The 23,657-nt window shown below is 74.4% G+C and carries 22 protein-coding genes; 9 read left to right on the top strand and 13 right to left on the bottom strand.

The features are described 5' to 3' along the window. Window positions 1–57: 57 nt before the first annotated feature. Window positions 58–2,061 (bottom strand): prolyl oligopeptidase family serine peptidase, encoded by a 2,004-nt coding sequence (locus tag HJC40_RS31730; RefSeq protein WP_250006774.1) that lies wholly within the window; start codon window positions 2,059–2,061, stop codon window positions 58–60. Between the two features lie 172 nt (window positions 2,062–2,233). Between HJC40_RS31730 and HJC40_RS31725 the strand changes: the two genes are divergently transcribed. The 3 genes from HJC40_RS31725 to HJC40_RS31715 are packed head-to-tail and all read left to right on the top strand — an operon-like array spanning window position 2,234 to window position 3,696. After that, window positions 2,234–2,392, top strand: coding sequence for a hypothetical protein (locus tag HJC40_RS31725; RefSeq protein ID WP_250006772.1), 159 nt, complete (start codon window positions 2,234–2,236; stop codon window positions 2,390–2,392). Window positions 2,393–2,413: 21 nt separating this feature from the next. Then, window positions 2,414–3,343: an FAD-dependent oxidoreductase gene (locus tag HJC40_RS31720; RefSeq protein ID WP_250006770.1), complete on the top strand. Its 930-nt coding sequence runs from the start codon at window positions 2,414–2,416 to the stop codon at window positions 3,341–3,343. Between the two features lie 38 nt (window positions 3,344–3,381). Next, the gene (locus tag HJC40_RS31715; protein ID WP_250006768.1) at window positions 3,382–3,696 is read left to right on the top strand and encodes an STAS domain-containing protein; all 315 of its coding nucleotides are present in this window, start codon (window positions 3,382–3,384) and stop codon (window positions 3,694–3,696) included. 89 nt (window positions 3,697–3,785) lie between these two features. Here the strand turns inward: HJC40_RS31715 and HJC40_RS31710 are convergent, their stop codons facing one another. The 4 genes from HJC40_RS31710 to HJC40_RS31695 are packed head-to-tail and all read right to left on the bottom strand — an operon-like array spanning window position 3,786 to window position 8,695. Further along, a complete protein-coding gene (locus HJC40_RS31710; protein ID WP_250006766.1) occupies window positions 3,786–4,304 on the bottom strand; it encodes a hypothetical protein in 519 nt (172 codons plus the stop codon). A gap of 45 nt (window positions 4,305–4,349) precedes the next feature. Then, a complete protein-coding gene (locus HJC40_RS31705; protein ID WP_250006764.1) occupies window positions 4,350–5,768 on the bottom strand; it encodes a cell wall metabolism sensor histidine kinase WalK in 1,419 nt (472 codons plus the stop codon). Then, a complete protein-coding gene (locus HJC40_RS31700; protein WP_250006762.1) occupies window positions 5,765–6,466 on the bottom strand; it encodes a response regulator transcription factor in 702 nt (233 codons plus the stop codon). Before HJC40_RS31700 ends, HJC40_RS31705 begins: the two co-directional genes overlap by 4 nt. A gap of 15 nt (window positions 6,467–6,481) precedes the next feature. Continuing rightward, window positions 6,482–8,695, bottom strand: coding sequence for an MMPL family transporter (locus HJC40_RS31695; RefSeq protein ID WP_250006760.1), 2,214 nt, complete (start codon window positions 8,693–8,695; stop codon window positions 6,482–6,484). Window positions 8,696–8,864: 169 nt separating this feature from the next. Here HJC40_RS31695 and HJC40_RS31690 point away from each other — a divergent pair, with 169 nt between their 5' ends. After that, on the top strand, window positions 8,865–9,563 hold the full coding sequence (locus HJC40_RS31690) for a TetR/AcrR family transcriptional regulator (protein WP_250006758.1): 699 nt from the start codon (window positions 8,865–8,867) through the stop codon (window positions 9,561–9,563). Here the strand turns inward: HJC40_RS31690 and HJC40_RS31685 are convergent. Further along, window positions 9,518–9,907, bottom strand: coding sequence for an ankyrin repeat domain-containing protein (locus tag HJC40_RS31685; RefSeq protein WP_250006756.1), 390 nt, complete (start codon window positions 9,905–9,907; stop codon window positions 9,518–9,520). The two genes, HJC40_RS31690 and HJC40_RS31685, sit on opposite strands and share 46 nt — an antisense overlap. Window positions 9,908–10,048: 141 nt before the next feature. Between HJC40_RS31685 and HJC40_RS31680 the strand changes: the two genes are divergently transcribed. Next, window positions 10,049–10,654, top strand: coding sequence for a DUF4352 domain-containing protein (locus tag HJC40_RS31680; protein ID WP_250006754.1), 606 nt, complete (start codon window positions 10,049–10,051; stop codon window positions 10,652–10,654). Here the strand turns inward: HJC40_RS31680 and HJC40_RS31675 are convergent. Further along, window positions 10,641–11,864, bottom strand: coding sequence for a lanthionine synthetase LanC family protein (locus HJC40_RS31675; protein ID WP_250006752.1), 1,224 nt, complete (start codon window positions 11,862–11,864; stop codon window positions 10,641–10,643). The genes HJC40_RS31680 and HJC40_RS31675 overlap by 14 nt on opposite strands. 89 nt (window positions 11,865–11,953) lie before the next feature. On the opposite strand from HJC40_RS31675, the gene HJC40_RS31670 reads away from it, so the two are divergent. Both HJC40_RS31670 and HJC40_RS31665 read left to right on the top strand, forming a co-directional pair. After that, entirely contained in the window at window positions 11,954–12,634 is a 681-nt protein-coding gene (locus HJC40_RS31670) for a response regulator transcription factor (RefSeq protein ID WP_250006750.1), read from the top strand. After that, window positions 12,627–13,970, top strand: coding sequence for a HAMP domain-containing sensor histidine kinase (locus HJC40_RS31665; protein ID WP_250006748.1), 1,344 nt, complete (start codon window positions 12,627–12,629; stop codon window positions 13,968–13,970). Before HJC40_RS31670 ends, HJC40_RS31665 begins: the two co-directional genes overlap by 8 nt. 10 nt (window positions 13,971–13,980) lie before the next feature. On the opposite strand, the gene HJC40_RS31660 is transcribed toward HJC40_RS31665, so the two are convergent. The 4 genes from HJC40_RS31660 to HJC40_RS31645 all read right to left on the bottom strand — a co-directional run bounded on the left by HJC40_RS31660 (window position 13,981) and on the right by HJC40_RS31645 (window position 19,453). After that, window positions 13,981–15,015 (bottom strand): hypothetical protein, encoded by a 1,035-nt coding sequence (locus HJC40_RS31660; RefSeq protein WP_250006746.1) that lies wholly within the window; start codon window positions 15,013–15,015, stop codon window positions 13,981–13,983. Beyond that, on the bottom strand, window positions 15,012–15,602 hold the full coding sequence (locus HJC40_RS31655) for an RNA polymerase sigma factor (RefSeq protein WP_250006744.1): 591 nt from the start codon (window positions 15,600–15,602) through the stop codon (window positions 15,012–15,014). The genes HJC40_RS31660 and HJC40_RS31655 overlap by 4 nt, the downstream gene beginning before the upstream one ends. Before the next feature lie 70 nt (window positions 15,603–15,672). Continuing rightward, window positions 15,673–16,461 (bottom strand): SDR family oxidoreductase, encoded by a 789-nt coding sequence (locus HJC40_RS31650; protein ID WP_250006742.1) that lies wholly within the window; start codon window positions 16,459–16,461, stop codon window positions 15,673–15,675. A gap of 211 nt (window positions 16,462–16,672) precedes the next feature. Further along, window positions 16,673–19,453 carry a LuxR family transcriptional regulator gene (locus HJC40_RS31645; protein ID WP_250006740.1) on the bottom strand — a complete coding sequence of 927 codons (2,781 nt, stop codon included), beginning with the start codon at window positions 19,451–19,453 and terminating at the stop codon, window positions 16,673–16,675. Window positions 19,454–19,534: 81 nt separating this feature from the next. On the opposite strand from HJC40_RS31645, the gene HJC40_RS31640 reads away from it, so the two are divergent. Continuing rightward, window positions 19,535–21,271 (top strand): MOSC and FAD-binding oxidoreductase domain-containing protein, encoded by a 1,737-nt coding sequence (locus HJC40_RS31640; RefSeq protein WP_250006738.1) that lies wholly within the window; start codon window positions 19,535–19,537, stop codon window positions 21,269–21,271. Here HJC40_RS31640 and HJC40_RS31635 read toward each other — a convergent pair. After that, window positions 21,268–22,056, bottom strand: coding sequence for a hypothetical protein (locus HJC40_RS31635; RefSeq protein WP_250006736.1), 789 nt, complete (start codon window positions 22,054–22,056; stop codon window positions 21,268–21,270). The genes HJC40_RS31640 and HJC40_RS31635 overlap by 4 nt on opposite strands. Window positions 22,057–22,179: 123 nt before the next feature. Between HJC40_RS31635 and HJC40_RS31630 the strand changes: the two genes are divergently transcribed. After that, on the top strand, window positions 22,180–22,605 hold the full coding sequence (locus tag HJC40_RS31630; protein WP_250006735.1) for an ester cyclase: 426 nt from the start codon (window positions 22,180–22,182) through the stop codon (window positions 22,603–22,605). 14 nt (window positions 22,606–22,619) lie between these two features. Here HJC40_RS31630 and HJC40_RS31625 read toward each other — a convergent pair whose 3' ends face one another. Then, window positions 22,620–23,597 carry a phosphotransferase gene (locus tag HJC40_RS31625; protein WP_250006734.1) on the bottom strand — a complete coding sequence of 326 codons (978 nt, stop codon included), beginning with the start codon at window positions 23,595–23,597 and terminating at the stop codon, window positions 22,620–22,622. Window positions 23,598–23,657: the final 60 nt, after the last annotated feature.

The raw sequence follows: 23,657 nt of genomic DNA, 5'->3' as shown, positions 1-23,657 counted from the left end.
GGCGCCCGGCGCGGACGAAGGCCGGACGCGCGACTCGGCCCGCGGCCTGGCCCCGGCCTAGCCCAGGGACTCCGGCCGCTGCCATTTCTCGCCGCGCACGTGGTGGTCGAGGAACGCAAGCACCGTCTCGTACCAGACCTTGGCGTTGCCCGGTTTGAGGATCCAGTGGTTCTCGTCCGGGAAGTACAGGAACTTGTGCGGCAGCTCGGAACGGGACAGCAGGTCCCACCACAGGCGCAGCGCCTCGCCGATCGGGACCCGGTAGTCCTTGTCGCCGTGGATGACCAGCATCGGGGTCGTGATGGCGTCGGCCGACCGGTGCGGGGAGTTGGTCTCGAGGCGTTCCGGGGTGAGCTCGCGCAGCCAGTAGAAGGGCAGGTCGGTGGTCGTCATCATCTGGTCGAGCGCCCACAAGGACGCGTGCGTGACGATCGCGTCGAAGCGGTCGGTGTGCCCGGCGATCCAGTTGGCCATGTAACCGCCGAACGAGCCACCCATCGCGGCGGTGCGGCCGGCGTCGAGGTCGGGGCGCTCCAGTGCGGCGTCGGTGAGGGCCATCAGGTCGGTGTAGGGCGCGTCGCCCCACTCGCCCCAGCCGCGCTCGACGAACCCGAGACCGTAGCCGGTGGACAGCGCCGGGTCGGGCAGCAGGACGGCGTAGCCGCGCGCCACCGCCAGCCACGGGTTCCATCGCCACGACCAGGCGTTCCAGGACCCGAGCGGGCCACCGTGGATCCACAGCAGCAGCGGCGCCGGCGTGCCCGCCTCTGCCTCCGGGGGCAGCGCGAGCCAGGCGCGCAGCGGGCTGCCGTCGGCGGCTCGGGCGGTCACCTCCTCGAGACGGCCGGGCACGTCGATCGGCGCGGCCGGGCCCGGCAGAGGCTCGATCTCGGCCGAGCCGAGCGACACCCGCACCGGGTGCGGCGGGCCGGCGATGGTATTGCGCAGCGCGTAGACCCACTGCCCGTCCGGCGAGACGCGCAGGTCGGTGTAGGCGCCGTCGTCGCCGGTCAGCCGGGTCACCTCGCCGGTCGCCGCGTCCACCCGCCACAACGGTGAGCGCCCGTTGTCGTCGGCCGCCACGATCAGCGCGGCGCCGTCCGGCGTCCACCGGGGGCTGTGCGGCCACCGGTCCCAGTCGCCGGTCAGCGCCTCGACCGGCCCACCGGCCAGCGGCACCAGGGCCAGCCAGGAGTCGCCCGGGTCGTCCACCGCCGAGCGGCGGCGGGCGAGCACGGCCACCCGGGACCCGTCCGGTGACACCCGCGGCGAGTCGTAGTCGTGCCCGAGGTCGTCGATGAGCAGGCGCCGCTCGCCGGTCGCCGTGTCGATGGCCGCGATCGCCGTGTGCTGCGACCCGGCGGGCTCGGCGACCGTCCAGACGGCGACCACCGTGCGGCCGTCGGGCGCGAGGTCCCAGTCGCCCTCGATGTCGAGGGCCACGCCGACGTGGCCGGTGAGGTCGCGGAACTCGAGCTCGCCGTCGCCCGCCCCCAGCTCGGCGGCCAGCAGGCGGGGCCGGTCGGGGCCGAGGTCGTGATCCCAGAAGCGGACCGGCTGACCCTCGTGCAGGATCGCCGACACCCCGGCCTGCTTGCGCTGCTCGCGGGCCTGCTTGTCGGCGGCTGGGCCGGCCGAGGAGGGCAGCAGCCCCGAGCCGGCCACCAGGGTGCCGGTCGGCGCGACCCGCACGCCGTGCAGGCCCCCGGGCAGCTGGGCGATCACCCGGGCATCGCCGCCGGCGGCCGGCTGCGACCACAGTGCCGCCGTCTCGTCGTCGTCCTCGCCGTCGGGCCGCGGGCGGGCCGAGGTGAACAGCAGGTCGCCGCCGGGTGTGAAGGCCGCGGCCGACTCGCCCTTGACACTGCGGGTCAGCTGCCGCGCCGGCCGCCGGCCCTCGGGATCGACCTCCCACAGCGCGGTGACGTAACGCGCGTTCTCCTTGTCGGGCGTGCCGACCCCCACCACCAGCCGCTGACCGTCCGGCGACAGCCACAGGCCGGCGAGTCGCGGCAGACGGACGTACGCATCGAGGTCGTGGAAGGGCTCGGCAGCGTTCATCGGGCCTTTCTACCACCGGCGTACGACATCCGCCGTCCGCTGCCGGAACCGGCCGCGGTCTCGTTCCCGGACGCCGGCGAGACCACGACGAACGCACGCGACGCCGGCCACAGAGCGGATTGGAACCGGCCCGTCGCGGGCACTGCGGCAGTCTCAACGTCAGGAGAAGCTTGTGCGCTCGCTGCTGGTCACACTCGGCGTCGTCGCCGTGGTGCTCATCGTCCTCGGCCTGGTCATCAAGGCCGTCAAATGGCTCCTCATCCTCGGCCTGATCGCCCTGGTCGCCTCGATCGTCCTGGGCGTCGTCAAAGGTCGCCGGTCGTTGCGGTAGCGATGGCCCTACGCTGAGGTCGTGACCAGCGTTTCGATCATCGGCGGCGGCGTGCTGGGGCTGACCGTCGCACACGAGCTGGCGGCTCGGGGCTTCGGCGTGACCGTGATCGCGGCCCAGGGCCATCGCGAGGCCGTGTCGTCGGTCGCGGCGGCGATCTGGTTCCCGCACGACGTGACGCCGACCCCGCGGGTGCTCGCGTCGGCCGAGGTGACGTACCGGCGGCTCGTCGCGCTGGCCGGGGACCCGTCGACCGGTGTGCGGCTGCGGCACGGCACGGTCGTGCACCGCACACCCGATCCGGATCTGAGCTGGGTCCCGGCCGTGCCGGGGGGCGCGGCGCCGGCCGACGCGCCGCCGCCCGGCGCCTCCGGTGTGCGCTGCCTGCTGCCGCTCGTCGTGACCGACGCCTACCTGGGCTGGTTGCATCGAGAGGTCCAGAGCCTGGGCGTACGGTTCGAGAGCCGGACGGTGGCGAGGCTGGACGAGGTGGCGGGCGACGCCGTGGTGGTCGCGGCCGGGCTCGGCTCGGCCGCGCTGCTCGGCGGTGACGACGAGGTGTACCCGATCCGCGGGCAGGTCGTGCGGCTGTCCAACCCGGGGCTGACCGACTGGCTGCTCGACGACGAGAACCCGGCCGGCTTGACCTACGTGGTGCCGCGCGACCACGACGTCGTCTGCGGCGGCACGGGCGACGTCGGCTCGTGGGACGAGACGATCGACCCCGACGTCGAGGCCGGCATCCTGGCCCGGGCGACCGAGCTCGTACCCGAGCTGGCCGGTCAGGCGGTGCTGTCGCGAGCGGTCGGCCTGCGCCCCGCGCGGACGAGCGTCCGGCTCGAGCCGGTGCCGGGCCACGGTCGTACGGTGATCGCCTGTTACGGCCACGGCGGCGCCGGATTCACCCTGTCGTGGGGTGAAGCGGCCGAGGTCGTCAACCTTCTGAGCTGAGCCGGATTGCCGCCGCCCGGACGGGGAATGCGGCGTCCATGATCGTCCACACCAGCGCGATCGCCGACGGCACGCTCCTCCTCGCCGTGACCGGGGAGATCGACCTGGCCACCATCGACGACTTCGAGGAGGCGCTCACCCGCGCGGCCTCGGCCGACGGCACGCCCCGCGTGGTCGTGGACTTCAGCGGCGTCAGCTTCTGCGACTCCTCCGGCCTGGCCGCCCTGGACCGAGCGTACGAGAAGGCCGCCCTCCGCGGCATCACGCTGCGGGTGGTCAAGCCGCAACGCGGCGTCCGCCGGCTGATGGAGATCGCCGGCATGCTGGACGGGCTGACCCGAGCGGAGATCTAGGGCGTATCTGAGGGATCACGTGGGAGTGAGGCGCGGTCCAGGTTGTGGCTGGCGTCGGCCGGCCCCGCTGTCCTGCAGCCCACCTTCGCTCAGACGGCACGCTGACGCCGGGTGATGGCGAGGAACGCGGCCGCCGACGCTGCGGAGAAGGCCAGGCCGAGACCGGCGACTTGCCGCTGGGCACCGGCGCCGGCCTCCCGGTAGTCGGCGGCGGAGACACAGGTGTAGATGTTGCCCTTCTCCCTGAGCGGGTGGGCACAATCGGCGCGGGGCGGGCTGGGAGCGCCGGCGCTGTCGAGGCTCATCACCCCGGTCAGGATGCCCACGGCGGTCAGCCCGAGGGCCACGGCACTGAGCCCGGCCCACCAGCCGCCCACCTTCGGCGCGGTGCCGGCCTCGCCGAACCGCTCCCGGAACTGCTCGGCGACGGCGACGACGATGGCCGGTGCCAACGCGGCGAAGAGGCCGATCGGGACCCAGGACGGCAAGTCGGCGATCAGGCCGAGGGGCCGCTCCAGCGCCCAGCTCACCACGACCACAGAGAGGCAGCACAGGGCGATGGTGAGGTAGAAGCCCGCAAGAATCGCGGAGATCACGCCCTTGGACATCCAGCGACGATAGTCGAACGCAGGGTCAGGAAGGAGCCCTGAGCGTCAGGCGTCACGGCCGACGGCGTGCACGACCGGTAGGTGCAGGCTCACGGTGGTGCCCTGCCCGAGCTCCGAGGCCACGGTGACCCGTCCGCCGTGGGCGCGGACGATGGCCTGGACGATCGCCAGGCCCAGGCCGGAGCCGCCGTAGTCGCGGCTGCGGCTCGCCTCGGCCCGCCAGAAACGGTCGAACAGCCGGGGCAGGTCGGCCGCGGCTATCCCCGTGCCGTTGTCGGTGACGTCGGCGCGGGCGTGGTCGCCGTCGGGTGACAGGGTCAGCCCGACCCGGGTGCCGGGCGGGTTGTGCTGGACGGCGTTGCCCACCAGGTTGCGCAGCACCTGCTGCAGCCGGGCGGCGTCGCCGGGCACCGGGGGCAGGCCGGGTTCCGCCCGCAGCGTGATGTCCAGGTCCGGGTGGATCACCCGGGCGTCCTCGACCACGCTCCCGGCCAGCGTCGCCAGATCGAGCGGCCGGCTTTCCAGCGGCCGGCCGGTGTCCAGCCGGGCCAGCAACCCCAGTTCCTCGACCAGCAGCCGGATCCGGCCCACCTCGTCCTCGATGCGGGCCACCGCCTGTGCGACGTCGTCGCCGCTCAGCCCGCCCTGGCGGTAGAGCTCGAGCCAGCCGGAGATCGTGGCCAGCGGGGTCCGCAGTTCGTGCGACGCGTCGGCCGCGAAGGTCCGTGCCCGGTCCTCGGCGCGGGCCTGGGCGTCGAAGGCCCGGTTCACGGCGGCCGCCAGCACGTCGGTCTCGGCGCCGCGGTCGGAGACGGGCAGTCGTTCGCCGCGGGAGCCGCCGGCGATGGCGTCGGCCGCCCGGGCCATCTCGGACAGCGGGCGCAGGCCGATCTGCAGGACGACCACGGCCAGTCCCATCAGGACGAGCACGGCGACGAACGCGATCACCGCCATGCTGCCCACATAGCCCAGGACGGTCCGGCGGTCGACGGTCGCGTCGTTGACCAGGATCAGGTGGGCCACCTGGTCGGTGCCCCGGTCGAGATAGGTCATCCGCATGCCGGGGGTCGTGATCAGCACGGCCACCACGTCGTCGCCGGTTCGCAGGATCTGGCCCGGGACCGCGGCGCCGGCCAGCCGGGCCAGCTCGTACTCGCGTCCGGCGCTGCTGCCGATGGCGAACAGGATGTCGCCGTCCGCGGCCAGCCCCATGATGCCCAGCGGCGGGCCGAGCATCGTCTCGAACTGATCGGCGTTGATGGTCTGCGGGCCGGACCGGACCAGCTCGGCGATCCGGCCCTCGTCGTCGCGCAGCTTGGTGACGGAACGGTCCGAGATGTAGTCGTTGACCAGCAGGGCGGTGATGACGCCGCTGGCCCCGAGGGCGAGGACGAACAGCATCAGGAAGCCCACCAGCAGCCGGCCCCGGATGCCGGCCCGCCACCGGCGCCAGCGGCGGCTCATCGGCGCCGCCGCAGCGCGTAGCCGACGCCGCGGACCGTGTGGATCAGCGGTTCGTGCCCGTCGTCGACCTTGCGGCGCAGGTTGGAGATGAACCGCTCCACGACGACCGAGTCGCCGCCGAAGTCGTACTGCCAGACCGCCTCGAGGATCTGCGGCTTGGACAGCACCTGCCCAGGGTGGGTGATCAGCAGGTGCAGCAGCTTGAACTCGGTCGGCGACAGCTCGACCAGCCGGTCACCCCGGCGGACCTCGTGCCGCTGCGGGTCCAGGGACAGGTCGTGGAAGGTCAGGGCCGGACCGGTGGGGGCCGCCGTGCCGCGCGAGCGGCGCAGCAGCGCCTCGATCCGGGCCCCGATCTCCACGACGCTGAACGGCTTGACCACGTAGTCGTCGCCGCCCAGCTGCAGCCCGCGCACCCGGTCCTCCACGGCGTCGCGGGCGGTCAGGAAGAGCACCGGCACCCCGATCGACCGGGCCCGCACCAGGGCCAGCACGTCGAACCCGCTGCCACCGGGGAGCATCACGTCGAGCACGATGACGTCCGGCCGGCCGGTGAGCACCCGCTCGAGGGCCTGCGGGATGTCGGCGGCCACCTCGACCTCGTAGCCGGCGAAGCGCAGCGCCGAGGTGAGCAGTCCGCGGATGCCCGGATCGTCGTCGACCACGAGCACGCGATCGGGTGTCCCGGTGCCGGTCATGGGTGTCTCCTTGCCTCAGACGAGCTCGGGCTCGGGTTTGGGCTGGGGCTGGGGCTCGGTCGCGCCGGCGGCCGGTTTCTCCCCGGACAGCTCGTGGCCCTCGATGTCGACCCTGGGCACCACCCGGTCCAGCCAGCGCGGCAGCCGCCAGGCCCGGTCGCCCAGCAGCGTCAGCACGGCCGGCACCAGGGTGAGGCGTACGAGGAAGGCGTCGACCGCCACGCCGACCGTCAGGGCCAGGGCGATCGGCATGACGTTGGGGTCGTGCGAGAACAGGAAGCTCGCGAAGACGACGATCATGATGACCGCCGCGGCCACGACGACCCGCCCGGCGTTGCGGCTGCCGGCCCGGATGGCGTCCCGGGCGTCGCCGTGCCGGGCGTAGTGCTCGCGCATCGTGGACACCAGGAAGACTTCGTAGTCCATGGCCAGGCCGAACAGGACGGCCATGACGATGATCGGCGCGAAGCTGGGCACCGGTCCTTCGAGCGGCACGCCGAGCGGTCCGGCCAGCCAGCCCCACTGGAAGACGGCCACCATGGCGCCGAACGCGACCCCGACCGACAGCAGGAAGCCGGCGGTGGCCTTGAGCGGGATGGCCCACGACCGGAAGGCGATCAGCAGCAGGAGCAGGGAGAGCCCGACGACCACCACGGTGAACGGCACCAGGGCGCCGTTGAGCTTGTCGACGACGTCGAGGCTGACCACGGTCAGTCCGGTCACCGCGACGTCGTCGCCGGTCCGCGCGCCGATCGGCACGAGCGCGGCCCGCAGGTCGGCGACCAGCGTGTTGGTGGCGCTGTCGCGGGGGCCGGTGGTGGGCACGATCGGCACGAGCGCGGCCTGCCCGTCGTCGGCGACGACCGGGCCGCCGGCCTGGGCGACGCCGGGCATCGAGGCGACCGTGTCGCGGACCGTCTCGGCGGTGGCGCCGGGGTCGTCCCCCTCGACCAGCACGACCAGCGGGCCGTTGACTCCGGGACCGAACGCGGCGGCGACCAGGTCGTACACCTGCCGGGGTTCGGACGCCCGGGGCGCGGAGCCGTTGTCGTTGAGGGCCAGCGCCAGTTGCGCCGCCGGCACGGCGGCGACGGCCAGACCGAGCACGACGGCCGCCACGACGGTGCGCGGGCGGCGCATCACGACGTCCACCCACCGGGCGGCCAGGCCGCGCGACCGGGTGTCGAGCTCGCGGCGGGCGGCCCGCGACGACGGCTTCGGTCGCAGCCTCTCCCCGGCCAGCGAGAGGACGGCGGGCAGCATGGTCAGGGCGAGCAGGACGGCCATGGCGACCGCGCCGGCCGCGGCCAGGCCCATGGAGGTGAGCATCGGGACCCCGGCCAGGGTCAGGCCGGCCAGGGCGATGATCACGGTCAGGCCGGCGAACACCACGGCGCCGCCGGCGGTGGCCGTGGCCAGCGCGATCGACTCGGCGACGGTGTGCCCCCGGGTCAGCTGGGCCCGGTGCCGCGAGACGATGAGCAGCGCGTAGTCGATGCCGACGGCCAGGCCCAGCATGATCGCCAGGGTCAGCGCGTTCTGCGAGACGTCGAACCGGGCGGCCGCGAGCAGAACGCCGGCGACCGTACCGCCCACCCCGAGCACGGCCGTGAGCATCGGGACGCCGGCGGCCAGCACCGACCCGAACGTGATCAGCATGACCAGCAGCGCCACGCCGATGCCGATCCCCTCCGGTACGCCGAACGGGCTGAGCTCCTCCTCGAAGGCGTCGCCGCCGAACAGCACCCGCCCGCCCTGGTCGCCGTACTGCTGGTTGAACGACGCGCCGGTGGCCCGGACGGCGTCCTGCACGGCCGGGTCGATCTCGCCGCCGGCCGGCAGATCGAAGCTGAGCGAGGCCACGGCGATCCGGCCGTCCGCCGAGACCTCCTCGAGCGGGTCACCCACGTCGGCGATCACGCCCTCGGCCCCGATGCGTTGCACGACGGCCCGCATCTGCCGGGCCACCGCCTCGTCCTTCATCTGGGCGCCGTTCGGGGCGACGAACAGCACCGTGCCGCCGACGCCGCTGCCGTCGGGGAAGTGCCGCTCGACCTTCTCCAGGGCGAGCTGCCCGGGCGAGCCGGGGATGGAGTGCCCGGGTGAGAACGAGCCGGCCGAGCCGAAGGCCAGGACGAGCGCCCCGGCCAGCACGGCCAGCGAAGCCCCCAGGAACAGGAGCCGGCGACGGGCCGCGAGGGCTCCGAGCCGATACAGGAATTGAGCCACCGGAGTGCCTTTCGTGACAGGTATCGAAGACCTGCACAGCCTCACGCCCCACCTTGACGGCTGACCGGCACCGACCTTGACGGCTTCCTGACGACCATCTGGACAGTGTGAGTATTGTGTTGAGCAGCCCAAACTGTCAACCATGGCGATGTCGTGCCAGGATTTGGCCATGGTTGAGAAGCGCCCTCGTACGAGGGCCACGTATCACCACGGCGACCTGCGCGCCGCCCTGATCGCGGCCGGCGTCACCCTGGCCCGCGACGGCGGCCCGCACGCGGTCGTCCTGCGCGAGGTCGCCCGCGCCGTCGGGGTGGCGCCGAACTCCGCCTACGGCCACTTCCCGACCCTGACCGCCCTCAAGAGCGCGGTCGCGCAGCGGGCCCGCGGCGACATGGGCCAGGCCATGGGCGCCCACCTCGACGCGGTGGAGGAGCCCGCGGATCGGGCCGAGGCGGCCAAGACGTACCTACGCGAAGTCGGCCGGGCCTACGTGCACTACGCCGTGGCCGAGCCGGGCCTGTTCCGCACCGCGATGGGCGGCGACCCGACCGGCATCACCGTCCCCGGAACGAGCACCGGCGACCGGGACGACCAGGGCCGGCCCAAACCGAAGGTGTTCCTGGAGCGCGCGCTGGCCCGGCTCGTCGAGGCGGGATGTCTGCGCCCGGCCGACACCGGCCGGGCGGTGATGGCCAGCTGGGCCGCCGTGCACGGGCTGTCGACCATGTTCCTCGACCTGCTGCCCCAGCTGACCGCCGAGGAGCAGGAGACGGCCATCGGCGACGCCCTCGACGTCCTCGTCGCCGGGCTGACCCGGACCGGTCAGGCGCCCCGCAGCAGCGCGGCCATCTCCGGAAGCTTGAAGTAGTCGGCGGTGGCCAGCGCCGAGGGCGTACCGCCGTTGGGGTCGGCACCGGCGGCGAGCAGCGACTTCACCGTCTCGGCGTTCTGCCGGAACACCGCGGCGGACAGGGCCGACTGACCGCGGTCGTTGACCCGGTCGGGGTCGGCGCCCTGCTCCAGCAGCGCGATCACCGTGTCGACGTGGTTGTGGTACGCGGCGAGGATCAGCAGCGTGTCGCCCTTGTCGTTGGTGAGGTTGGCCGGCAGCCCGCCGATGACGTTGCCGATGAGTTCCTCGGTGCCCCCGGAACGGGCCAGGTCGAACATGCGATGGGCGAACGCGATCGTCTCTTCATCCAGCTCAGCCACGGCGGAAGCGTACCGCTCCCGTTCCAGGCGGGATTGTCCGATCAGGTGAAGCCTGCCGTTGATCGGACGAAATCGGTGGCCCCGCCCGCCCCGCTGACCGACAGTGAGGAGAGCGAGTCAGACCCTCGCCTGGAGTGCCCGATGTCGTACGACTCCCGAACACCGTCCCGCCCCGGCCCCCGGTGGCGGCTCAACCCGCTGGTCGCGGGCCTGCTCGCGGTCGGCTCGATCGCCGCCCTGTTCCTGGCCGGCGTCGCGGCCCAGCGACTCGGCAGCCGGGAGCCGGTCGCCGCGGCCACCCCCGGCGCCTCTCCCGGCGCCACGACGAAGATCACACCGAGTGCAAAGCCACCGGGCCTCGGCGACCCGGTCCGCGACGGCGCCTTCGCCTTCGTGGTCACCAAGGTCGACTGCTCCCGTACGACCGTCGGGCCCGAGCGTCTGCGGCGCACCGCCAAGGGCAAGTACTGCCTGATCAGCCTGTCGGTGCGCAACACGGCCGACGGATGGCGGTACTTCCTGGGCCACGCGCAGAAGGCCCTCGACGCGGACGGGGCCGGCTACGGCACCGACGCGCTCGCCGGCCTCTACGCCAACCGCGACACCCAGACGTTCCTGCAGAGGCTCGGCCCCGGCGAGCGGGTGAACGGGCAGCTCGCCTTCGACGTCCCGGCAACGGTCGAGCTGACTGCCGTGGACCTGCACGACTCCCCGCTCTCCGGCGGCGTCCGGGTCACCCTGCGATAGCCGGTGCGGCCATATGGTCGGGCCACGGCACCGCGTACGCCGGATCCCGGCCACCGGCGGCGCGGGCGAACCGCAGCACCTCGCGGACGATCCCCGCGTTGCCCATCGCCCAGCCGACGTGCGGCTCGAGCGCGCTGGGCGTCACCCGGTGCTCATGGTTCGACCAGCGCACCCCGGCGGCGTCGACGGTCGCCCGGGCGGCGAGGTCGTCGGCCAGCACGGTGGCGAACTCCAGCGACTCCCCCCGCTCGACGTGCCGGTCGCAGGCCAGCGCCAGCACCCCCGCTGTCCCGCAGCAGCGGCCGTTGTTGTCCCAGAAGCCGGGGCGCAGGCGGCGCGGGAGGCCGCTGCCGGTGACGGTGTGCCAGCACCGATCGGCCAGCCCGGCCCAGGCCGGTTCCCCGGTCAGCGCGCCCAGCAACCGGAACGCCTGGGCGTCACCGGCCGGGCCGTTGCACCAGCCATAGCTGTAGCGCTCGATCAGCTCGGGCCGGTGCGGTGGGTCGGAGTGCGGCACGAGGAAGCCCGCCGGTCCGGCCTCGTCGCGGGACACCACGTCGGCCGCGCCGGCCCGGGCCAGCTCGATCAGGTCGTCCCGGCCGGCCGCGGCGCCCACGGCGGCCAGCGCGGACACGATGCCCAGCGTGCCGTGGGCCAGGTGGTGCGAACGCGCGGGACTCGGGCGGACCGCCCAGTTGACCCCGCCCGGAGTCGGATCGGCGGTGCGCAGGTAGGGCTCCACGGCCAGCACGGCCAGCTCCAGGTCGCCGGCGTGCAGCGCGCCCAGCCCGATGCCCGCGTTGCCGAAGAGCAGCTCGACCATCTCGCCCCAGCCCCGCCCGTCGAACCGCGCCCGCACCCGGCTCAGCGCCCGGTCCGCCGCCCGGCCCGCCGCCTCGTCGCCCAGCCGGCGGTGGACCGCGCGCAGCGCCACCGCCATGCCGGTCAGCCCGAAGTAGAGCGAACAGCCCTCCTCGCCGTCGACCGCGGCCGCCGACGCCGCCGCGCCACGCCGGGCGGCCTCGGCGTACCGGTCGTCCTGGAAGTGGCTCCAAGCCTCCAGCAGCGTGAGCACGACACCCGCGCCCCCGCTGTACAGCGTGTGGTCGGCCTCGCCTCCGGCCGCCGTGCTCGCCCACGTCAGGCCGGCCCCGGCCGGGCGGGCCGAGCCGATCATCCAGTCCAGGGCGCCCACGGCCAGAGCTTCCATCCGCCCATCACACCAGATCGATGCGCGCCCGGCCGCACCCGAACATTCTCCGAACATCCCGGCCGCGGCGCAGCGGGCAGAATGGGCCGGTGACCGACAAAGGGCTGGTCCTCGTGGTCGAGGACGAGCGGCCCATCGCCGACCTGCTGCGGCTCTATCTGACCCGGGACGGCTTCGGGGTGCAGGTCGAGCACGACGGCGCCGCCGGGCTGGCCGCGGCCCGGCGGATGCGGCCCGTCGCCTGTGTGCTCGACATCGCGCTGCCGTCGCTGGAGGGCACCGAGATCTGCCGGCGGCTGCGTGAGGACGGGGACTGGACGCCCGTGGTGTTCCTGACCGCCCGCGACGACGAGGTCGACCGCGTCCTCGGGCTGGAACTCGGCGGGGACGACTACCTGACCAAGCCGTTCAGCCCGCGGGAGCTGGTCGCCCGGGTCCGGGCGCTGCTGCGGCGCGCGGCCGGTCCCGGCGACGGCGAGCGGGTGCGTACGGTGGGGCCGGTCTCGCTCGATCCGGCCCGTCGCTCGGTCACCGTCGCCGGACGGGACCTGACGCTGACGCCGACCGAGTTCGACCTGCTGGCCCATCTGCTGCGCCGGCCCGGACGGGTCTTCACCCGCGAGGAGCTGCTGGCGACGGTGTGGGGTTACGCCTCGCCCGCCGGCACCCGCACGGTCGACGTCCACGTCGCCCAGCTGCGCGGCAAGCTGGGCGACGCCGCCGGGGTGATCCGCACCGTCCGCGGCGTCGGTTACACGGCCAATGCCTAAGACCCTCACCGGCCGGGCGGTTCTGGTCACCGCGGCCACCGCCGTCATCGCGGTCATCGTCACCGCGCTGGTCGCGCTGCCGATCGCCGTACGGTCGGCCGACCGCGCGGCCCGGGCCGACCTCGGTGACAAGTCGGCCATCGCCGTGGAGCTGCTCGCCACCGAGCGGCCCGCCGCGCGGCAGCGGATCGTCGCCCGGCTGCGCGACGACGGCATCGCGGTCTACCTCATCCGGCGCGGCGCCGCCGACCGCCCGGGCCTGCCCGCCCGCGTGGTCGAGCAGATCGCCGCGGGCTCGGCCGTCGACACCCGCGGCGTCGTCGGCGGCGCCGACGTGTTCATCGCCGGGCAACCGCTGAGCGGCAACGACGCCGGCGTCGTGCTGACCCGGGCGGCGTCCTCGGGCACCGCCGGGCGGGTGCTCGGCGGGGTGTGGCTCGCGCTGCTGGCCGGCCTGGCCGGTGGCGTGGGGGCGGGCGCGCTGCTGGCCCGGTTCGTGGCCCGGCCGTTGCGTCAGGCGGCGCTCGCGGCCGGGCGCCTGTCGGCCGGGGACCGCTCGGTGCGGCTGGCCGTGCGCCCGCCGGTCGAGGCGGCCGAGCTGGCCACGGCGCTGAACCAGCTCGGCGCGGCCCTGCAGCGCAGCGAGGGCCGCGAACGGGAGTTCCTGCTGTCGGTCTCGCACGAGCTGCGCACGCCGCTGGCCACCATCCGCGGGTACGCCGAGGCCCTGACCGACGAGGTGGTGCCGGCCGACCAGGCCGGCGCGACCATCCTGCGCGAGGCCGAGCGTCTCGACCGGCTCATCTCCGACCTGCTCACCCTGTCCCGCCTGGAGGCCGACGAGCTGCCGGTCACCATCGCGCCGGTCGACCTGAACGAGCTGGTCACCGCGGCAGCGCAGGCCTGGCAACCCCGCTACGGTTCCCGGCTGAGCGTCGACCGGCCGGCCACGCCGGTGGTGGTGGACACCGATGCCGACCGGATCCGGCAGGTGATCGACGGGCTGTGCGAGAACGCGCTGCGGGTCAGCCCGGCCGGGGCGCCGCTCGTGCTGGCTGTCCGGGCCGGTGAGCGCGGTGGCGTCGTCGAGGTGCGCGACGGCGGTCCCGGCTTCACCGACGAGGACCTCGGGGTGGCGTTCCAGCGCGGCGCTCTGCGGCAGCGCTACCGGCACGAACGCGCGACCGGCAGCGGACTCGGGCTGGCCCTGGCGGCCCGGCTGGTCACCCGGCTGGGCGGCACGATCGAGGCCGGTCACGCCCCCGAGGGCGGCGCCCGGTTCACCGTGACGCTGCCCTACCCCGCTTCGGGTACGCCCGACCGCGCCGGAGAATGAGGCCGGCGCCCTACCGGCAACCGATCGCGTCCTCGTACCCGTCCGGCGGCCCGGACCGGACGGTCTTGTCGGCGACCTCCCAGAAGACTTCGGACCAGCCGCCGTCGTCGGCCATGTCCTCGAGCACCTTCCACCGGTGGCTGCCGCGCAGCGCGGTGGCGGCCTTCTCGACGGCCGCCTGGTCGCCGGCCTGGTCGGCGCGCACCCACTCGGCGATCCAGGCACAGCCGACCCGGCCGGTCACCTGGGCGCCGAACTGGTACCGGTCGTTGGTGCCGAGATCGTCGAGCGAGGCGGCCGAGAAACCGGGCGGCAGCGGGATGTCGGCGAGCACCTCGGCCGCCGCCTGCTGCACCCGGGCCGGCGTGACGACCTCCGGCGGCATCGCGGCCAGCCAGGTGGCCACGTCGACCCGGTGGATCAGCGCGGCGACCCGGTCGAACTCGGCCCGCGTCCACCCCTCGCTCGCGGTGCCGAGCTCGACGAAGGCGCCGTCGCGCGGGCGCAGCATGACCGCGAAGCGGGTCGCGCTGTAGCGGAACAGGCTGCCCGGCCAGCCGTCGATCGTGGCCGGCGTGGGCTCGCTGACATGGAGCCGGTCCTGGTAGTAGCTGTCGTAGTGCTCACCGGAATACCAGTTGATCTCCAGCTTGAGCGGGCCCTTCGCGAACCGCATGGTGCCCGCGTGCTCGGCGAAGCCGTACGCCGCGTCCGCCTTCCACCCCGCCTCGCCGATGAGCAGGCGAGGGCTGCGGTCGGCGACCGCGGCCGCCGCGACCGGCCGGCCCGCCGGCGGGTTCGGCCGGACGGCGACCGGGGCCCGGTGGTCACGCCCGATCAGCGGAGTGACGGCGAGGACGCCGGTGACCGCGGCGGCGGCGGCGACCGCGGCGGCCCACCGGCGCGCCGGCCGGCGCCCGGCGATGGTCGGAACGGACATGATCTCCTCCAGGAGGATCTGGTCCGCCCCGTGCAGGCTGCGCGCGTGTTCCGGCCGGTAGGGGTCGGCGTCGCGGACCGCGCGGTCGAGCTGCTCGTCGGTCATCTGCGCTCCTTGGGGGCGGGTAGGGCCAGGACGTCGAGTACATGTCCGGCTCGGCCGAACTCGTCACCGAGCAGGTCGCGCAGCCGCGACCGGGCCCGGGTGAGCCTGGTCCGCACGGCCGCGGCGCTGACGCCCAGCACCTCGGCGATCTCGCGCGGTTCCAGCCCCTCCCACGCGGTCAGCCGCAGCACCTCACGATCGACCTCGCCGAGCCGGGCGAGCGCCGCGTGCACGGTGACCCGCCGCGACGCCTCGGCCGCGGGATCGGTGACGACGACGGCCGCGAGGCGCTCCCGCAGCCGCGCGGCCAGCCGCTCCCGGCGCCGGCCGCCGCGGTGCTGGTTGGCCAGCACGCGACGGGCGACGCCGTACAGCCACAAGCGGGTCTCGTCGCCGCCGGGCAGGTCGGCGCCGCGGCGCCAGGCGATGAGGAACGTCTCGGCGACCACGTCGGCCGCGTCCTCCGGGTGGTCCACCCGCCGCACCGCGTAGGCCAGCAACGGTTCGAAGTTGCCGGCGTACACGCGCCGGAAGCGCTCCTCGTTGCCGGAGTCGCCGGATGCGGAGTCGTCGGATTCGGAGCTCACACCAGTCCCATGTCCGGTTGCCCGGTCATCGTGACACCGGTCCTCCACCGGCCTCCGGCGGGGCGCAGGGTCAGACGGTGTTCACCAGGCCGCCGTCGATGAGCACGTCCGCTCCGGTCACATTGCCCGCGGTCTCGGCCGCGAGCAGCAGCACGATTTGGGCGACCTCGGACGGACGAGTGAACCGCCCGGTCGCGGCGCCGCTGACCGCGGCCGCCCGCACCGCGGCGGGGTCGAGACCGCGCGCCTGGCCCACGGTCTCGGCGACGCCGCCCGCCCCCAGCCACAGAGCGGTCTCCACCGGCCCGGGACTGACCGTGTTGACGCGTACGCCGACCGGCCCCAGCTCCTTCGACAGCGACTTGCAGAAACTGCGCAGGGCGGCCTTGGCCGCGCTGTAGTCGATCACTCCGGGGTCGGGCAGCGAGGCGTTCACCGAGCAGACGGTGACGATGGCCGACGGGGCGCCGCGGATCAGGTGCGGGATGGCCGCCCGCGTCGCGCGGACGGCGGACAGCAGGTTGACGTCCAGGGCCCACTGCCAGTCGGCGTCGGTCACCTCGTGGAAGCCGTCGGTGCTGGGGTGCACCCCGCCGACGTTGTTGACCAGGATGTCGATACCCCCGAAGCGGGCCACCGCCTGGTCGACGAGCGCCTGACAGCCGGCCGCCGTCGTCAGGTCGTCCAGCACGACGAGCGCCTCCCCCTCGCCGGTCAGGGCGGTGAGTTCGGCCGTGGCGGTGCGGGCCCCGGCGGCGACCCGGGCGCCCTCCTGGATCAGGGCCTGGGCCACGGCGAGCCCGATGCCCCGGCTCGCCCCGGTGACCACCGCCGTCCGGCCGGCCAGTCCGAGGTTCACAGCGACCGGTCCGTCAGCCGGCCCGGGCCGGCGCCGATGGGCCACACGCCGATGGCCACCTCGGCCGGGCACCGCCCCGGACCATGGATGAAGAGCACGGGCGTGGCCATGCTTGTCTCCGCTCGTCGCACGCCGGGCGCCGGACGCGCCGCGGCTGTCGCCCCGACCGTAGGGCGGCGCGGATCGCGGCGGCTTCAGTCGGCCGACTGCGTCATCGCGGGCGCCCGGAGTCACGGCTAGCGTCAGCTGACTGTGCGGTCAGCGCCAGGGCCAGCTGATTGCGGGACGTCACGCCGAGCTTCGGGAAGATCCGGTACAGGTGGGAGCTGACCGTGCGGTGCGAGAGGAACAGGCGCTGGCCGATCTCGCGGTTGGACAGCCCGCGCGCGGCCAGCTCGGCGATCTGGCTCTCCTGCGGCGACAGGTGCTCGCGCGGATTCGCCGTCGGTTGCCACCCGCCTTCGCCCGTCGCGCGGATCTCCTGGTCGGCCCGCTGGGCCCAGGCACGGGCGCCGACGGCTTCGAACGTGGCCCGGGCCGCCCGCAGCGGCTCCCGGGACTCGACGACGCGTCGCTGCCGGCGCAGCCACGAGCCGTACGCCAGCTCGACGCGGGCCAGGTGCCAGGGCAACTGACGGGCCGCGCCGTCCATCGCGGCGCGGAAGAGCGGCTCGGCCGCCCCGCGCTCGGCCAGCACCGCTCGCGCGTACTCCAGGGCGAGGTTCGTGCCGGTGGCCGGCGACGTGCCGACGGTCTCCTCGACCGAGGCGAGCATGGTCCTCGCCTCCTCGGCCCGGCCGGTGTGGACGGCGGCGTCGGCCAGATAGCTGAGCGTCCACACCCGCTGCACCCGCTGGAACGCCGGGTCGGCGGGCACGAACACGCGGCGCAGTTCCCCGTACGCCTGCTCCGGGCGACTCGCCCCGAGTTCGGCCACGCCCCGGGCCAGCTGCACGCCGGCCAGCAGGGAGGAGTCGGCGTTGGGCATCCGCAGCGCGATGTGCTCGGCCTCGGACAGCAGCGGGTGCGGGCCCGCCCAGCCCTTGCCGACCCCGTCGATCAACGCCACGGCGATGCGGGTGGTGGCCGACCACATGGACTGGCCGGTCTCGTCGGCCAGGCGCATGGCCTCGTCGGACGACGTCGACGCGTCGAAGACCCCGAGGTAGATCTCGCACCAGCCGCGGACCGCCAGCGCCTCGGCGAGCAGGCTCATCCGGCCCTGCGCCCGCAGCTCCTGGACCGGGGTGGACAGGAACGCCACGGCCCGGCGGAAGTCCCCGGCACAGAACGCGGCGATGCCCAGCAGACCGGCCAGATCCGGGCGCCCGCCCGCGTCCTCGGGCCACCGGGACAGGTGGTCGATGACCATCGGCCCGAGCTCGTGGGACTCGCAGAGCGCGAAGATGGCCAGCAGCCGGGCGTCGTTGCCGGGCACGCCCACCTGCCGGGCGACCCGGACGATCTCGTGCCGCACGGCCTCGCCCGGGTCGCGCCACCAGACCCGCCGGGCCGCGCCCACCAGCAGCTGCATGGCCAGGTCGAAGTCCTTGCCGCCGATGGCCAGGCGGGCCATCTCGATCAGGTGCCGCACCTCCGAGGGCTCCCCGGTGGAGCCGTCGTGGAACACCCCCTCGAGCCAGCTCAGCCGGGAGCGGTCGCGCGGCCGCAACGTCATCCCGGTGACCTGGGCCTTGATCTGCTCGACCTGGCTGTACCGGCCGAGCTGGTAGCCCAGCTCGGCCGCGCTGATCAGGCGCGCGGCCTGCGATCGCGGGTCCGGGCTGAGCGCGGCCGCCCGTTCGAGCCAGGCGGCGGCCGACGCGATCGCGCCGCGGCGCTGGGCGTTGCCGGCCGCCTCCTCCAGCTCGGCCGCGACCTGCTCGTCGCGCCCGGACACGGCGGCGGCCCGGTGCCACACCGCGCGGTCCGGGTGGGTGGCCAGCACCCCGGCGAGCGCCCGGTGCGCCTGCCGTCGCGTGGCCGGCGGCATGGCCTGCCGCAGCGCCGAACCGACCAGCGGGTGGGCGATCCGGTACCGCTCGCCGGCCACGGTCAGCAGCCCGTGCTCGAACGCCGGCTGGGCCGTCCGGCGGTCCAGCGGCGAGCCGTGCAGGACCTGCGCGGCCGCGAGGACGTCGTTGATGTCGTCGCCGTCGTCGACCACGGCCACGGTCAGCACGGCCCGCACGGCCGGGGCGAGATGCTCGGCCCGGGCCGCGAACGCCCGCTCCAGCCGCGTGGTCATCGGCAGGTCGTCGTCCAACTCGGCCCACGCGTACCGGCCCGACTCCAGCGCGGTGGCGAACTCGAGCAGGGCGAGCGGGTTGCCGCCGGCCTGGCGCAGCACGCGCTCGCGCGCCGTCGGCGACAACCGCGGCGCCCGCGCCTCCAGCAGGGTGGCCGAGGCGGCGGCGTCGATGCCGTCCAGCTCCATCCAGTCCAGCGTGTGCGCGTCCGGGAACGGCTGCGCCTCCGAGCGCGAGGTGCACAGCACGATCACCCGCTCGCTGACGATGCGGCGGCTCACGAAGGCGAAGGCGTCGATCGAGGGCTGGTCCATCCAGTGCAGGTCGTCGAGGCAGACGAGCACGGGCGCCCGCCGGGACGCGTCGACGAGCAGCTCCAGAACGGCCAGGTAGGTGAAGAACGGGTTCGTCCCGGTCGACTCGCTCATCGCGAAACAGCCGAGCAGGGCGTCGCGCTGGCGGGCCGGCAGCCGGTCGGCCCGGGGCAGCAGCGGCCGGACCACCTGGTGCAGGCCGGCGTACGGCAGATGCGTCTCGGACTGGCTGCCCCGGGCCGGCAGCACGGTGAACCCGAGCGACCGCGCGTACACCACGACCTCGGCCTGCAGCGCGCTCTTGCCCACGCCGGGCTGACCGAGCAGCCCGACCGCCCGGCCCCGGGCACCGACGCCGTCCACCTGCCCGAACAGCACGCGCAGCTCGTCGTCGCGACCGACCAGCCGACCACCGTTGATCGTGCTCACGGGCTTGAGCATTCAGCGCCCGACGGCGTGCTGTCCACCCTCCCGGTGTTTTCCGGCGGGCGTGAGGTGGACGATGCGGGAATGGCTACGCTGCGATCGGTCAACGTCGGACTGCCCAAGGACGTGCTGTGGCACGGCCGGTCCGTCCACACCGGGATCTGGAAGTCACCGGTCGACGGGCCGGCCCGGGTGCGGCGGCTCAACATCGACGGCGACGGCCAGGGCGATCTCGGCGGGCACGGCGGCGAGCAGCGGGCCGTGTTCGTCTACCAGCTCGACTCGTACCGGCACTGGCAGAAGGTCCTCGGCCGCGACGACTTCACCTTCGGGCAGTTCGGCGAGAACTTCACGGTCGAGGGACTGCCCGACGACGAGGTGCGCGCCGGCGACCGGTATCGGATCGGCGCGGCGCTGTTCGAGGTGACCCAGCCCCGGGTCACCTGCTACCGGGTCGGGATCCGGATGGACGAGCCCCGGATGCCGGCCCTGCTCGTCCAGCATCACCGGCCGGGTTTCTACTTCCGGGTGCTGCGCGAGGGCGAGGTCCGCGCCGGCGACGACATCGTCAAGGTCGCCGAGGGCCCGGAACAGCTCAGCGTGGCCGACCTGGACGCTCTGCTGTACCTGCCCGGCCACCCCCGCGAGCGCATCGAGCAGGCGCTGCGCATCCCCGCCCTCAGCCCCGGCTGGCAGGGGTCGTTCCGGGCGATGCTCGACCAGCCCGGGCCGGCCACCGGCAACGCCGGCCTGGTCGCCGCCGCCCCGCCGCCGGCCTGGCCCGGGTTCCGTACGCTGCGGGTGACCGCGATCGAGCCGGAGAGCTCGACGATCACCTCGATCACCCTGGCCGACCCGGACGGCACGCCGCTGCCCGCCGCGCTGCCGGGACAGTTCCTGACCGTACGGCTGCCGTCGGCGCTCGTCCGCAGCTACTCCCTGTCGGGACGGCCCGGCGATCCGGCCTACCGGATCAGCGTCAAGCAGGAGCCGCACGGCCGGGCCAGCGCCTATCTGCACACCCACGTCCGCCCGGGCGACCTGATCGACGCGGCCGCGCCCCGCGGCACGTTCGTCCCCCGCCCCGGCTCCGGCCCGGTCCTGCTGATCAGCGGCGGCGTCGGGGCGACCCCGATGCTGGCCATGCTGCACGCCCTCGTCACCGAGGAGTCGGCCCGGCCGGTGTGGTGGGTGCAGGCGGCCCGCGACGGCGCGCAACGCCCGTTCGCGGCCGAGGCGGCCACGCTGCTGGCCGAGCTGCCGCACGCCCGTTCGTACGTCTGCCTGAGCCGGCCCGGCCCGCACGACCGGCTGGGCCGCGACTACGACAGCGCCGGGCACCTGTCGGCGGACCGGCTGAGTGAGCTCGAGCTGCCGCCCGACGCCGACGCCTACCTGTGCGGCCCGGCCGCCTTCCTCACCGACGTGACCGCCGCGCTGGTCGCGACCGGTGTCCCGGCGGGCCGGATCCACACCGAGGTGTTCGGGGCGCAGCCCGGCCTGACCCCGGGCATCGGCGCGAAGTCGGGCCGGGCCCCGCACCCACCGGCGGGCGAGCCGGGCACGGGACCCGCGGTGTCCTTCGCCCGCAGCGACCTCACCGTGCCGTGGCCCGGTGGCTCGGCCAGCCTGCTCGAGCTGGCCGAGGCGTGCGACGTCCCGGTCCGGTGGTCGTGCCGCGTCGGGGTGTGCCACAACTGCGAGTCCGGCCTGCTGTCCGGCGCCGTCGACTACACGACCGACCCGGTCGATCCGCCGGCCGAGGGCAACGTGCTGATCTGTTCCAGCCGCCCCCGCGGCGACGTGGTCCTCGATCTCTAACCTTCGATCAGCAGTCGGGCGTTCGTCAGCGACACGTACCAGTCCGAGTCGGTGAAGCCCGGCCCGGTCTCCGGGCCGATGTAGGCGTCGAGGTGGCGGCGGCCGCCCAGGCCCGGCGTGAACTCGTCGGTGACCAGCCAGGAGGCCTTGCGCACCGCCGCGCAGGTCGCGGCGGGCGGGCGGGACCCGTCCTCCTGACGGCCGCAGGCGGCCACAGTGAAGCGCGTGCCGTGCGCCAGGACGTCCGGGTCGGCCGCAGCCGAGACGAACGGCACCAGCCGCCGCCCGTCGGAGCTGCGCGGCTGCGAGTCGAGCCAGAAACCGATGTCGTACGACCAGTTCAGGTACCGCCCGGAGTCGGTGCGCCCGGTCCCCTCGTCCTGAACCGCCTGCACGAAGTCTTCCGGGTAGCGGCCCAGGGCGTCGTCGCCGTGCGCGCAGTCCAGCTTGCGGCAGCCGGTGACCTCGATCGGGTCGCCGTCGTGGAACTCCTCGACCGCCGTGTAATAGACGGTGATCTCCCAGCCGTCACTGACCCGGCCCGTGCCTGTGCTTGTGCCTGTGCTTGTGCTGGGGCTCCGGCTCGTGCTCCGGCTCGGGCTCGCACTCCGGCCGGGACTTGCACCCCGGCTGCCGGCGGACGGCACGGCGCTCGAGCTCGGGCTCGGGCTCAGGGCGGCCGACGCGGTCACCGGGGCCGCGGTCACGCCCGGTGCCGCCGGATCGGTCCCGCAACCGGCCGCCAGCAGCACAGCCGTGGCGGCGGAAGCCAGGCAGAGGCGCATGTGGTGAGCATGTCAGGCCGGCCCGCCTCGTATGACCGCCTTGCCCCCTTGCGGCGCTTCTGTGAGCCCGGCCCGGGCATACGGATGCCCCTGTCCGCCGTCGATCCGCGACACACTGTCGGCATGACCCTGGACCTCGAACGGTTGATGTCGCTGTGGGACGTGCCGCCCGGACCGGACGCCGAGGCCGAGTTCGCCGGCCTGTACGCCGACCCCTTCGTGCTCAACGGCGCCTCCACCCCGGTGTCGGCGCTGGTCGCGATGTCGCGCGGCCTGCACGCGGCAGTCGCCGGCCAGCGGCGGGAGATCCTCGACGTGCTGACGGCGGGACCCGACCGCGTCGCGGTGGCCTTCGTCGTCCGCGGCCGGCACGTCGGCCCGCTGCCCAGCCGGCTCGGCACGGTGCCCCCGACCGGACGGGACGTGGAGATGTCGGTCATCGACCTCTTCACCCTCAGCGGCGGCCGGATCACCGAGGTACGGGCCGTCTCCGACGAGCTCGGCATGCTGATCGGGCTGGGCGCCGCCGGCCCCGGTACGCAACCCTGACGGCGCCGGCCTGATCACCCACCGATGGAGCCCAGCGCGGCCGCTCCCCACCCGGCTGGGTCGTCGCCGGCCGGCACCATCGCCAGGCCCTGCCAGAGCAGGACGATGTCCAGCCAGCCGGCCTCGGCCGGGGTCAGCGGGCGCTCGGACGCGTAGCCGGCCAGGAACTCCGCGCGGACGTCGGGCGTTGCCGGCTTCCAGTTGTGGTAGCGGGTGCCGAGCAGGACCGCCGCCCGGGCCAGCTCGACGAGCCGGTGCTCCTGTCGGACTTCCTCGAAGTCGAGGACCGCGGCGATCTGACCGTGGTGACACAGGATGTTGGCCGAGCGGATGTCCAAGTGGACGAGCTGCCGGGCGAGCCGGTCGGGTGGCGCGTCGGCGACGAGCCTGCGCAGCGTGTCACGAGCAGCCACCGGCAGATGGCCGGCGCCGGAGTCGAGCCAGTCGGTGATCCGGACCGTCAACGGCTCGAACGGGACAGCGGGCCCAGGCATCCGATCGGCATCCGGGTAGGCCGCCATCGCATCCTGCAAGCGGGCCAGGAGGGCGCCGGCCGCGCGCACCTGAGCGGGATCGGCGGTGTCGAGCAGGTCGCCCACGATCTCGCGCTGCACGCCGATCGAAACCTGGTCGACCTCGACCTGAAGCCGGCCGTCGCACGCCGGCACCGGCGCCGAGACCGGCAGCCCGCGGCCGTGGAGCCAGCTCGTGAGACGCGCCGTCTCGGCCAGCCGCGGGAAACGCCCCGGCACCACCGACCACTTCGCGAGCAGCCGGCCGGATGGCGTGCCGACCCAGGCCAGCGCGTTGCCGCCGCTCATGACGATCCGCTCGCAGGAGTCGACGCGAACGCCCCAGCGCTTGTCCAACGTGTCGGCGACCCACCGGCCGGCCGCCGGCCCGTCGCTGAACCCGAACCGCTCGCCCAGCGTGCGGCGGGGGTCGTCCGCCTCCCACAACATCTCCAGCACCGGCGCCTGCGATTCGACCATGCGGCCCATCCCACCACAGCGACCGACGGCCACCGCCCGGCGCCGTCCTGGGAGGACGCC

This window comes from Actinoplanes sp. M2I2, assembly GCF_023544445.1.
Classification (GTDB): Bacteria; Actinomycetota; Actinomycetes; order Mycobacteriales; family Micromonosporaceae; genus Actinoplanes.
The sequence above is the reverse complement of the archived record's forward strand: the minus strand, read 5'-3'. Positions and strand labels throughout refer to the sequence as shown.